We start from the raw sequence: 12,880 nt of genomic DNA on the forward strand, positions 1-12,880 counted from the left end.
GTTTATTTAATTGATATTTCATCTACAAAAATCCAGCTTCGTCCATCCATTGGGTGGCCCAAATGCCATTCTGGAAGTTCTCCCAGTTTCTTGGCTATGATTTTTACATATTTATATTTTGTCATTGGAATCTTGAATTCTATAGTTTTAATTTCAAGTTCGCTCTTGCGCTTTGACGCATCTATCTTTTGAATTGGTAAAGCTTTAAAATTTTTATTATCCTTTGAAACCAAGCATTGCACTTCCGTTGGATAGAATATCCAAGCGCCTTGATCTTGTAAAAAGTTGACTGAAATAGTATTAATGGCTTTTTGACGTCCTAAATCTACAGTTGCAATCATGTCTCTGTCATTATAACCTTGCCAACTGCCTGTTCGGTAATTTTTAGTACTTCTTATGCCATCAATAAGGGCATCATTGCCACCTGCAGAATATTGATTGGCATACTCACTTTCAAGAGTAATACTAAGGTTTGGATCTATTTTAAAGAATGGTGTTGTCAATACAGGACTTTTTAAATCACCTTTTTCAGAATACAGCTTTACTTTAGCATCTTCAGTTATTGTAAATGGCTCTTCATATAAGCTATAATCTTCATTATTGATGGCATAATAGATTTTAGCATCTTGTTCTGAAGTGTTTAATGCCACCGCAGTTTTTTCCCTGAATGTAATGTCTCCTTTTTCAATATAAGGAGAAGGTAAAATGATATGATCTGTGATTTCAGTTTTTGGTTCATTACCATCTTTACTTCCCCAAACTGTTGGATTATCCGTCATTGTGAATTCTAGAGTACCTCCATTAATAATATCCTCATGATTTAGGTAAGTTTTATCTAAATCTTTGCCATTTAGTTTCACATATTCAATATAAATGTTAGTGTCACTTAAATTATTGGCGACAATTGTGAACTGTTTTCCATTTTCAAGATTAATAGTTGCTTTATCAAATAGCGGTGTTCCAATAATATAGTCGCTGCTTCCCGGAGTAACTGAATAAAAGCCCATAGAACTCAAAACATACCAAGCACTCATTTGCCCACAATCTTCATTTCCTGAAACTCCATCAGGTTCATTTTTGTAGAGTTCCGTTAATATTTGGTGAACTTTTTCTTGAGTTTTATGAGGTCTATTAACAAAGTTATAGAGGTAAGCCATATGATGACTTGGCTCATTACCATGTGCATATTGACCTATTAAACCTGTGATATCAGATTGGTCACGACCAGAAGTTTCTGTTTTAGCACTAAATAATTCATCGAGTTGCGCTTCTAATTGCTCTTTTCCTCCTAATAGGTTCATAAATCCTGATACATCTTGTGGCACATAAAAACTATATTGCCATGAGTTCGCTTCCGTATAATTAAAGTTGACTTCATAAGGATCGAAAGGTGCAAACCATGTATTTCTGAATCTTCCTCTCATAAACTTGCTTTCAGGATCGAATACATTTTTGTAATACTGTGCGCGTTCTATGTAGGTTTTATAATCTTCAGATTTACCCATAGCCTTTGCCATTTGGGCAATAGTCCAATCATCATAGGCATATTCTAAAGTTTTAGAAACCGATTCGCTTTCTTCATCCACAGGAATAAAGCCGTATTTTTTATAAGCTTCTAAACCGAATTTGTCTCGTGTTGCTGAATGTTTCATAGCCTCAAAAGCTTTTTCGGTATCATAATCTCTAATGCCTTTTAAATAGGCGTCAGCAATTACTGGTACTGCATGGTAGCCAATCATACAATCTGTATAATTTCCTGCTAAATCCCACATGGGCATAATACCTCCTTCTTCATATTTGGCTAAAAAAGTATTGATGAAATCGTTGGTACGTTCTTGTTCAATAATAGTGTATAGCGGATGTGCCGCTCTGTAGGTATCCCATAATGAAAATACCGTGTAATAATCAAAATCAGCATGATGAATTTCTAAATCCATTCCTCTGTAACGACCATCTACATCTTGATAACGATTTGGTGCAATCATAGTGTGATACAAGGCTGAATAGAAATTCGTCTTTTTATCCAAATCGTTACTTTCAATCACTACTTTTTCAAGTTGTGACTCCCAGTAGGTTTGAGCTTCTTCTTTAATGGTTTCAAAATCTTTATCACCGATTTCAGCAGTCATATTTTCCTTTGCGCCTTGTTCATCAACAGCTGAAATTCCTGTTTTAACCAAAATGGGTTCATTATTAGGGTTGTCAAAAACCAATATGGCTTTTTTACTTTCAAATTTGTAATTTTTTGAGATTGAAGTACCATCTCTATCTTGATAAATTATAGTTTTAAACGGATGAGAAAACTTAATATGAAAAAATAAACGTTGGTCTTTTGCCCATGCAGAAGAATGTCTAAAACCATTTATCTCATAGTTATTGAGCTTGTTGATCTTATAATTTAAGAGCTTATCTCTGTGTTCTAAATCTAAAACTACATATTGATTTTCGCTGGTTGGAAATTGATATTTATGAATTCCACTTCGTAAGGACACTGTCAATTCTACATCAATATTTGTAGAATCTAGTTTAACCTTGTAAAATCCTGGTTCAGCCACTTCATTGTCATGAGAAAAATGTGCGCGATAGCCTGCATTTCCATCAGCGCTATTATTGAAGATTACGTTGTCGGTTGGCATTAATAGTACATCACCATAATCACTAATGCCAGTACCACTTAAATGGGTATGCGAAAAACCATATATATACTCATCCGTATAATGGTAACCAGAACAACCATCCCAACCTTCTAACCGTGTGTCCGGACTGAGTTGCATCATTCCAAAAGGAAGCGTCGCTCCAGGATAGGTGTGGCCATAACCACCAGTGCCAATAAAGGTATTAACATAATTTATAAGTGGCTGATCTTTTTGTGCTTCTGAAATTGAAGAAGAGTTATTACAACCTAGAAATAAGGCAAGTATAATTAAAAGAGAGGTTAGTTTAGAGGTCATCAAAAAGATTGCTAATTTTAATGCATCTAATATACTAAAATGCATTTCAAGAAATTAATAGCAGTCTTCATTTTATTAATTTTCACTTTTGAGTGTACCGAGAGTTATTGTTCAATGATAGAATTAGATGTTATTCCTGAGGTTGATTCTGTAACTGGTTATAATGATGAGTTTATTATTGATAACAATTCAACTTTAAGTTTTGATAATGAATTTCAAGTTTCAGCTAATTTTTTACAATCTTATATTTCAAAAGGTAGTAGCATAAATTTGAAGACTACTGAGGAAAATGGTTCAATCCAATTTATTAAAAATGACAGTCTGCCTAAAGAGAGTTATAAGCTTGAGACTTATGAAGATGTAATTAAAATAGCAGCATCCACAGATCAAGGTGCATTTTATGCAGTGCAGACTTTACGTCAATTAATGCCAACGTCTTTAGAAGATGAAAGTTTTGAGGGTAGAAAAATAACAATAGAAGCTGTTTTTGTTGAAGACGAACCTCAATTCTCATACAGAGGCATGCACTTAGATGAAGGTCGCCATATGTATTCGGTTGATTTCATTAAAAAGTATATCGATGCCCTAGCGATGTTGAAAATGAATACATTTCATTGGCATTTAACCGAAGATCAAGGTTGGAGAATTGAAATAAAAAAGTATCCTAAACTTCAGGAGATTGCGGCTTACAGAGATGAAACCTTGGTTGGTCATTACAGTGATCAGCCACATCAGTTTGATGGAAAAAAATATGGTGGCTATTATACACAGGAAGAGATAAAAGATATTGTTGCCTACGCACAAGAACGATTTGTAACTATTATTCCAGAGATTGAAATGCCTGGCCACAGCAAAGCAGCGATTGCTGCGTATCCAGAATTAGGTTGTGCGGGAGAGCAAGTAGAAGTCGCTAAAAAATGGGGAGTTTTTGAAGAGATTTATTGTACTAAAGACGAAACATTCAACTTTTTAGAAGATGTGCTCGATGAGGTTTTAGCTCTTTTTCCAAGTCAATATATACATATTGGTGGAGATGAAGCTCCTAAAACACGTTGGAAGAGTTGTGCAAGATGTCAGGCTAGAATTAAGTCAGAAGGATTAAAAGATGAGCACGAACTTCAGAACTATTTCATTACCAGAATGGAAAAATATCTAAACTCAAAAGGCAGGCAAATTATTGGTTGGGATGAAATATTAGAAGGTGGTTTAGCACCAAATGCCACAGTAATGTCATGGAGAGGAACGAATGGTGCAGTTGAATCCGCCAAATCTGGACATAATGTGGTAATGACACCAACATCACATTGTTATTTTGATTATTACCAATCTGATAATGAGGATGAACCTTTAGCTATTGGAGGATTTTTGCCTTTAGAGAAGGTCTATAATTTTAACCCAATTCCAGAAGAACTTACCAAAGAAGAGGCTAATTATGTATTAGGAGCTCAGGGTAATATCTGGACAGAATATATGCCAACTGATGACCAGGTGGAGTATATGGCTTTCCCAAGAATACTTGCTATGAGTGAAGTGCTTTGGTCTCAACCAAATCGAAAAAATTATGATGATTTTGTACAGCGACTTGAGAAATTCCATAAAAGATTAGATGCTTTAGATATTAATTACGCCAATCATTTATATGAGATTGAAGGAAAACAGATATGGATTAAAAACGGAGTTGCTTATCATTTAGAAACGCTTTCTGAAGGAAAAACCATTCGCTATACTTTAGATGGTACAGAACCATTAGCAAATTCTAATATTTTTAAAGATTTCATTCCTATAGAAGAAAGCTTAAGTATAAAAGCACGAGTTTTTGATGGGGAGAAAGCGTTAGGAATCACTTTTTCCGAGGATATTAATTTTCATAAAGCGGTTGGTAAAAAAATTACCATAGATAAAGAACCTCATAAAGCCTATTCTGGTTCTGGCGCAGAAGGTTTAATTAACGGTATTAGCGGAAGTGATTCACGTTTTGGTGATAAGGAATGGTTAGGCTTTTGGGGAGAAGATATTGAAATTACTATTGATTTGGGTGAGGAAATGGAGGTGCACGATATTACAACTAGATTTTTTAAAGGTGAGGGTCAATGGATTTACCTACCAGAATTTGTCAAGATTAAACATGATAGTAGAGGTTGGGTAAAAGTTGACTTAGACTATGTTGGTAATAAAGGTTATGCTACTTTAAAAAATGTTGGCATATTTGAGCATGCTTTAAAAACTAGATATATAAAACTAAAAATCCCAAATTACGGAACAATCCCAGAAGGAAAGCAAGGTGCAGGTAATAAAGCTTGGACGTTTATTGATGAAATAATTATAAATTGAAGTGTCGTTCATAGCATAGCGAAGAAACTCATTTGAGTAAACTAAAAATTAAAAAAGGAAAAGATTGCCACGACCTTAAGGTCTCACAATGACAAGTACAATTATGGTTTTAGAAATCTGCGCTAACTCGTATCAATCCGCAAAAAATGCTAAAGAAGCAGGTGCACATCGCATAGAATTATGTCAAGAATTATCAGTTGGTGGTATTACACCATCTTTTTGCTTATTAAAGCAAGTAACTGAAAATTTGAGTATTCCAGTTTTTGTACTAATTCGTCCAAGAGGAGGAAACTTCATATACTCAGATGATGAATTTAAGATTATGAAACAAGATATTCAAGTTTGTAAGGACTTGGGTTTTCAAGGAATTGTTTCTGGTGTTTTGAGCAATGACCAAGCAATTGATATAAAGAGAACACAAGAATTGATTGCGTTATCAAGACCTTTAGAATTTACATTTCATCGTGCTTTTGATGAAGTAAAAAACCATAAAGAAGCTTTACAACAATTAATAGATATAGGAGTAGAACGCGTTTTAACTTCTGGTAAAGAAAAATCAGCAGAAGAAGGATTAGAAGTATTAAAAGAATTAAATGAAATAGCAAATGGAAGAATCACGATTCTAGCAGGAGGAGGAATAAATGCTAAAAATGCAATAAAATTTAAAAATGCTGGTTTAAAGGAAATACATGCATCAGCTTCACTTCGACTGCACTCAGTGCAGGCTTCACAACTTGAAGAGAATAATTCTTTATTCTCAATGCCATTAACGTATTCAGATTCCAAAAAAATTAAAGCCATATTAGATGCGATATAGTCTCATTTTATTGATTCTAATGTGTTTTAGCTGTCAACCAAAACATGATGTACCAGTAACTATTGAAATTGATAATAATTGGCAATTCAAAAAAGTAACAGATTCCACTTGGTATTCGGCAACAGTACCTGGAAACGTATTTTCAGATTTATTAAAACATCAATTAATCGAAGACCCGTTTATTGGTAATAATGAGAAAAAAGTACAATGGGTTTCTGAAACCGATTGGGAATTTAAAACAATGTTTTCTATTGATGAGAAAATTCTAGAAAAAAAACATATTGAACTCAATTTTGAAGGTATAGATACTTATGCCTCAGTTTACTTGAATGATAGTCTGATTTTAAAGGCAAACAATGCTTTTAGGGAATGGCAAGTTGATGTAAAACCATTTTTAAAACTAGAAAATAAGTTGCGATTAGTATTCGAGCAGACTTCAAAATATGAAGAAAAAGAAAAATCAAAACTACCTTATGAGTTGGCTGAAGGTAATCGCATTTTTACGCGAAAAGCACAATTTCAATACGGTTGGGATTGGGGACCAAAACTGAATACGAGTGGCATTTGGAGATCTGTTAAGTTGGTTGGTTGGAATGATTTTAAAATTAATGACTTACACGTTAAAAAAATAAAGTTAGACAAAAAAAATGCAGCCTTACTTTTAGAATTTAATAACAATATCAAGATAAATAGGGAGTATTCTTTTGATGTTTACATTAACGATAGTTTGCAAACTAAGTTTAAAAACCCAAATCCATTAATGCCAACATGGATTCCGTTAATAATAAAAAAACCAAAACTCTGGTGGCCACATAACCTAGGAGAACCTTATTTGTATGATATAAAAGTAGTCGTTAAGGATGGTAAAAAAATCTTAGATAGTGTTTCCACTAAATATGGTATTAGAGATATAGAGTTAGTTACAGAAAAAGATAGTATTGGCGAAAGCTTTTATTTTAAAGTAAACGGCAAACCCTTTTATGTAAAAGGCGCAAATTATATTCCTCAAAATAGCTTTCAGAATAAAGTCACAGATGCAGATTATGAAAAATTACTTAGTGATGTGGTTGATGCCAACATGAATATGCTCAGAGTTTGGGGAGGAGGCATTTACGAGAATGATATTTTTTACAATTTATGTGATGAAAAGGGAATTTTGGTTTGGCAAGATTTTATGTTTGCTTGTGCCATGTATCCTGGTGATGATGACTTTTTAGAAAATGTAAAACAAGAAGCGGTTGATAATATAAAGCGACTACGAAATCATGCATCCATTGCATTTTGGTGTGGTAATAACGAAAATTCAGAAGGTTGGCATCGTTGGGGCTGGCAAGCGGATAGAAGTAAAGCAGAAAAAGAAGAAATTTGGAGTCATTATTTAAAGGTATTTGATTCAATTTTACCAAGAACAGTTGATCAATTAACTGATACTGATTATTGGGAATCTTCTCCAAAATATGGTAGAGGAAACCCTAAATACAAAATAGAAGGTGATGCACACGATTGGTGGATCTGGCACGATGGTTATTCGTTTGAACATTTGGAAGAAAATGTACCACGTTTTATGAGTGAGTTTGGCTTTCAATCCTTTCCGAGTTATGAAACGATTCGGTATATAAATCAAAACGATTCAATTGAAATAAGTTCAGAAGGGTTTAAGAATCATCAAAAACATTCAAGAGGATTTCAAATTATAGATGATTATATGAAGCGGGATTTTCCAGTTCCTGATAATGCGGAAGATTATGTATACGTCAGTCAACTACTACAAGCTTATGGGGTTACCAAAGGCATTGAAGCACAACGTAGAGCAAAACCTCATAACATGGGAACGCTCTATTGGCAACTCAATGATTGTTGGCCGGCAGTGTCTTGGAGTAGTATTGATTATTTAGGTAATTGGAAAGCTTTGCATTATAAGGTGAAAAGAGCTTTTGATAATTTATTAGTGACTTCAGAAATTAAAAACGGTTTATTAGACATTTGGTTGGTTAACGATAATTTAGAATATTACAAAGATAATTTACTCATAAAAATCATTGATTTTGAAGGGAACTTGTTGTGGGCAGACCTGAAAATAATTGATGTAAATCCTAACTCAAGTCAAATAAAACGAACTATTGATTTAAACTCACTAAATCTTGATAAAGATGAAGTTATAGTTGTTTCATATTTTAAGAAGAGAAGACATGTGAGGTATCTAACAAAACCAAAAGATCTCAAATTAAAACAAGTTGAAATTCAAAAAACCATCACTAAAACAGATAATGGATTTTCAATTGAATTAAGCAGCAAATTGCTTCAAAAAGATGTGTTTCTTGATACTAAAGAAAAAGGTCATTTTTCAGATAATTTTATAGATTTATTACCAAACCAAACGGTGATTATTCACTTTAAAACTGATTCGCAATTCCTCGAAGATCTCAGAATAAAAAGCTTTAACAAATTCATAAGATAACTCCGTTAGCTTATGATTAATTTTGCGACTACAGTAAAAGCTTATGACACGTTGGATAATATTTATAGTAATTTTTACCCTGTTTACCATTTATGGGTTTCAGGCGATTAAGACGGTGACCAAACAAAGTTGGTTGCACTATACCTTTATTGCTGTGGCTTTGCTTGTTCTAGGAAATTTTATTTTTCAGTTTACCACGTCATCTGAAGGTCGTGTTTTAGATCCGGCAAAAAGTTATGCCTTCGGATTTCTTCTAGCCTTTATGGCTTTAAATTTAGTAATGGTTCCAATGTTATTTGGTGAAGATATCTTAAGAGGAATTTACAGTACGTACAAAAAACTCTCAGGCACAAACGAATCATTTCATATACCATCCAGACGAAAATTTGTGAGTCAAATTGCACTTGGTTTGGCCGCTATACCCTTTGCATCATTATTATATGGAATGTATAAAGGAAAGTATAATTTTAGAGTACTCAATTATACACTTCATTTTGATGATCTACCAGAAGCATTTGATGGATACAGAATTACCCAAATAAGTGATATTCATTCAGGTAGTTTTGATAATAAAGAAAAGATAGAATATGCTATAGATTTAATTAATGCGCAGAAGTCTGATATATTGCTGTTCACGGGTGATATGGTAAATAATAAGGCTTCAGAAATGTTGCCTTGGAAATCTACATTCGCAAAATTAAAGGCTAAGGATGGTAAGTATTCAGTATTAGGAAATCATGACTATGGTGATTATGTAGACTGGCCATCGAAACAGGAAAAAGCACAGAACCTTGAAGATTTAAAGTCTATTCAGAAAGAGATTGGTTTTGATTTGCTACTTAATGAAAGCAGATATCTTGAGAGGAATGATGAAAGAATTGCTATTGTTGGAGTTGAAAATTGGGGTAAAGGCGGTTTTAAAAAAGCAGGTGATCTTAAAAAAGCTTCTTATAATATTGAAGCTAATGATTTTAAAATTCTAATGAGTCATGATCCGAGTCATTGGGATGCGGAGGTTGTAAAAGATGATTATCATTATCATTTAACATTGAGTGGTCATACACATGGAATGCAGTTTGGAATTGAAATTCCCGGATGGATTAAATGGAGTCCTGTAAAATGGCGCTACAAACAATGGGCAGGTATTTATGAATCATTAGATCAGTATCTTAATGTAAATAGAGGATTTGGGTATTTAGGTTACCCAGGGCGTGTAGGTATTTGGCCAGAAATCACAGTAATAGAGCTTAAAAAAGGCAAAAAGTAGGCATAATTGTAAACAATTGTTTATTTTTATCTAACTCATAACGAACTGACTACAATTTTTGTATCAAAATTTTGTGTAGGTTTGTTTATCACGTTTGACTAAAACTATAGTGTATGTCAAAATTTGGGGAATTAATAGATGTCGATATTCCGGTACTATTAGACTTCTATACGGAATGGAACGACCAATCTGTTGCAATGCATCCTATTCTAAGAGATGTTGCTGCCGCTCTAGGCGATAAAGCGAAAGTCATAAAAATCGATGTAGATAAAAATAAGGAATTAGCCGAAGCACTTCGTGTTAAAGGGTTACCCACTTTGATTATCTACAAAAATGGTGAAATGAAATGGCGTCATAGTGGTGAGCAAGATGCTAGTACCTTGATAGACATTATCCAAGAGTATGTTTAAATACTTTTAAATTTGAATCCTTTTTCAGAATAGTATTTCAAAACTTTAGGTAATACATACATGAGGTTCTTAGAAGCTTTTATGCTATCGTGAAAAACGATGATACTGCCTTCTTTTGCAGCTGAAGTAACATTATTATAACAAGCTTCTTCAGTTATAGTTTTATCCCAATCATAAGACAATACATCCCAAAGTACTATTTTATAACCCAAATCCTGAATTTGTTTGCCTTGTTTTACTTTAAACTTTCCATATGGAGGTCTAAAAAGTGACTCAGCTCCCAAAGCTTCATTAACTAATTTAGAGTCGATGAGGTTTTGTGTTTGTATAATGTCATCAATATAATCTTTGGTTTTATGGTTCCAGCCTTTTAAATGATTGTAAGTGTGATTACCAACAGTATGATTTTCCGAAAGAATATTTTTAAATATTTCGGGATATTTTTCAATATTATTACCAATGCAGAAAAAGGTTGCTTTGGCATTATAATCTTTTAGGGTTTGGAGCACCCAGTTTGTGATTTCTGGTGTTGGTCCATCATCAAAAGTTAGATAAAGTTCTTTTTTGGCTGTATTAATATTCCAGACAAAACTAGGAAATAGTGTCTTAACAAACCCAGGAGTTTTGGCTGGAATTAATTTCATAATTTTTATCCTTCCGAAGCAATATTATTAATTGTGTCCTTAACAGTTTCTCTTAAATCTATATCATCAGGAATTTCAGTTGGCTCTTCGTCACTGTATAGATTCATCAGCTCTTCAAATAATCCAAGATAGCTATTAAACTTTTTTGTTTCTTCCATCGCAAAGTCTTTATCATTATAAATCACTAGGATGTCTACCAACGCTCTGTAACGTTGTATATCTAAGTAAATATCTTCACCTACTTTACGTTCCTGATTTTCTAATGAAAGCTCACTGTAATACAATAGATTTTCTTGATACTTTTTAACTACATCTTTGTAAAGCGCTCTTCCTTTCTCTGTGTTACCTACTTCGTAATAGGCACTAATGTATGGCTCTAATAATGAATAGAATCCAAAGGTGTCAACTGGCATTTTTTCCACAGCTAAATCTGCAATTTCTTCAGCTTTATCTAGTTTGTCTTCATTTATTAATTGCTCAATTAATCGTGCTAGATTACCTCTGTAAGTAATACCATTCCGTCTTGTTTCAATGTCATGATAGATGTCATTTCCGCTTCCGCCCCAATCCCAGTTTTTCACCATATCATACATTAAATCAGGATCAACTCTTCCCATATCGTATGGATTCGCTCTATCTACAGGTGTTTTTATTGGTACAAGTTTATAACACATGCCATCTAACTGTAAATAATCTTTGAGCCAAACATAATCGTCTGCACCAAAAGCACCTCCAGAAAAATAAATAGGACGCTCCCAGTTATTATTGGCGATTATATCTAGCATTAACAAACGGTTTTTATAAATGTAGCTACCATTAATTTCGGCATAAAGATTATCTTCTATTTTGTCTGCATCTTTTGGTTTTACAACACCATTTTTTAAAACGGCTTCTTTATTTACAGGAATACTAATATGACGCGTAGGGAAATAATTAGAATTCAATAAATGATCTGGATACTGTCTGAGATCTTCATTTTGTTTTTCTGCTACGAACCTAAGTTTTGTAGATGGACGATCACTAGAAATAAAATCCATAAAATCTTTAATAGGTAAAGTGTCTTTGGTAATTTCTCGTCTTATAATGACGTCTCTGGTTCCACCTCGATACTGTTCATGTGTTAATTGAGATGGGATAGGATGGCTTTCATACGCTTTACGCTTCATTTGATCGATATACCAATCGGTTTGAAATAAACTTGTGTTAACTACTCTAACATCAGTACGTACTCCTTCTATTTCTTGTAAATACCATAAAGGGAAGGAGTCATTATCACCGATAGTAAATAGTATAGAGTTTGGTGCACAAGATTCTAAATATTTCCGGGCCATGGCATTGGCTGTATATTTACCAGACCTATCATGGTCGTCCCAATTATTAGCTGCTAAAATACCGGGTACAATTATTAAACATGCCAACGTTATCATTGGTGCTAACCATTTAGATTTGATAGTAGTTCTTAATAGATCATAAATAGCATAGACACCGAATCCTATCCAAATGGCGAAAACATAAAAAGACCCAACAACAGAATAATCGCGTTCTCGTGGTTCAAATGGTCTTACGTTAGTATAAAACTGAATAGCTAAACCTGTCAGTAAGAAAAAGACGAGTAAGACCCAGAAGCGTTTCTTATCAGCGTTAAGTAAAAAAAAGAACCCGACTAAACCAAGTAGGAGAGGTAAGAAATAATAGGTGTTTCTAGCTTTATTATCTAGTACATCAGATGGTAGGTTATCTTGCGACATACCAAGATGCATTTCGTCAACGAATTTAATTCCAGAAATCCAGTTGCCATTAAAGTCATCGTATTTTCCTTGAATATCATTTTGCCTTCCCGTAAAATTCCACATAAAATAACGCCAGTACATATAACCAAACTGATATTGTAACATGTACATAATATTATCTACAAACGAGGGTTTCTCTACTATTAAATATTGCTGCCCATAGCGACTTAAAAAATCATTATAGCCTTCGTAATCAATGTCTCCAGACTTAA

7 protein-coding genes and 1 pseudogene are annotated in these 12,880 nt (G+C 33.6%); 5 read left to right on the plus strand and 3 right to left on the minus strand.

Translation table 11 applies throughout. The features are described 5' to 3' along the window. Nucleotides 1–2 precede the first annotated feature (2 nt). On the minus strand, nt 3–2,996 hold the full coding sequence (locus tag ACTG3Y_RS07130; RefSeq protein WP_439152237.1) for a GH92 family glycosyl hydrolase: 2,994 nt from the start codon (nt 2,994–2,996) through the stop codon (nt 3–5). A gap of 69 nt (nt 2,997–3,065) precedes the next feature. Here ACTG3Y_RS07130 and ACTG3Y_RS07135 point away from each other — a divergent pair, with 69 nt between their 5' ends. The 5 genes from ACTG3Y_RS07135 (at nt 3,066) to ACTG3Y_RS07155 (ending at nt 10,234) form a co-directional block, all read left to right on the plus strand. Next, a complete protein-coding gene (locus ACTG3Y_RS07135; RefSeq protein ID WP_439152238.1) occupies nt 3,066–5,282 on the plus strand; it encodes a glycoside hydrolase family 20 protein in 2,217 nt (738 codons plus the stop codon). An 88-nt stretch (nt 5,283–5,370) separates the two neighbouring features. Then, on the plus strand, nt 5,371–6,099 hold the full coding sequence (locus tag ACTG3Y_RS07140; protein WP_439152239.1) for a copper homeostasis protein CutC: 729 nt from the start codon (nt 5,371–5,373) through the stop codon (nt 6,097–6,099). Then, nucleotides 6,089–8,557 (plus strand): beta-mannosidase, encoded by a 2,469-nt coding sequence (locus tag ACTG3Y_RS07145; RefSeq protein WP_439152240.1) that lies wholly within the window; start codon nt 6,089–6,091, stop codon nt 8,555–8,557. Before ACTG3Y_RS07140 ends, ACTG3Y_RS07145 begins: the two co-directional genes overlap by 11 nt. Nucleotides 8,558–8,600: 43 nt before the next feature. Beyond that, the gene (locus ACTG3Y_RS07150) at nt 8,601–9,824 is read left to right on the plus strand and encodes a metallophosphoesterase (RefSeq protein WP_439152241.1); all 1,224 of its coding nucleotides are present in this window, start codon (nt 8,601–8,603) and stop codon (nt 9,822–9,824) included. Between the two features lie 113 nt (nt 9,825–9,937). Further along, on the plus strand, nt 9,938–10,234 hold the full coding sequence (locus tag ACTG3Y_RS07155; protein ID WP_439152242.1) for a thioredoxin family protein: 297 nt from the start codon (nt 9,938–9,940) through the stop codon (nt 10,232–10,234). Here ACTG3Y_RS07155 and ACTG3Y_RS07160 read toward each other — a convergent pair. Then, nucleotides 10,231–10,878: a polysaccharide deacetylase family protein gene (locus tag ACTG3Y_RS07160; protein ID WP_439152243.1), complete on the minus strand. Its 648-nt coding sequence runs from the start codon at nt 10,876–10,878 to the stop codon at nt 10,231–10,233. The two genes, ACTG3Y_RS07155 and ACTG3Y_RS07160, sit on opposite strands and share 4 nt — an antisense overlap. Before the next feature lie 5 nt (nt 10,879–10,883). After that, nucleotides 10,884–12,880, minus strand: a pseudogene (locus ACTG3Y_RS07165) (hypothetical protein); the annotation flags it as partial.

It is taken from the genome of Winogradskyella sp. (genome assembly GCF_965656915.1).
In the GTDB taxonomy this organism is placed as follows: Bacteria; Bacteroidota; Bacteroidia; order Flavobacteriales; family Flavobacteriaceae; genus Winogradskyella.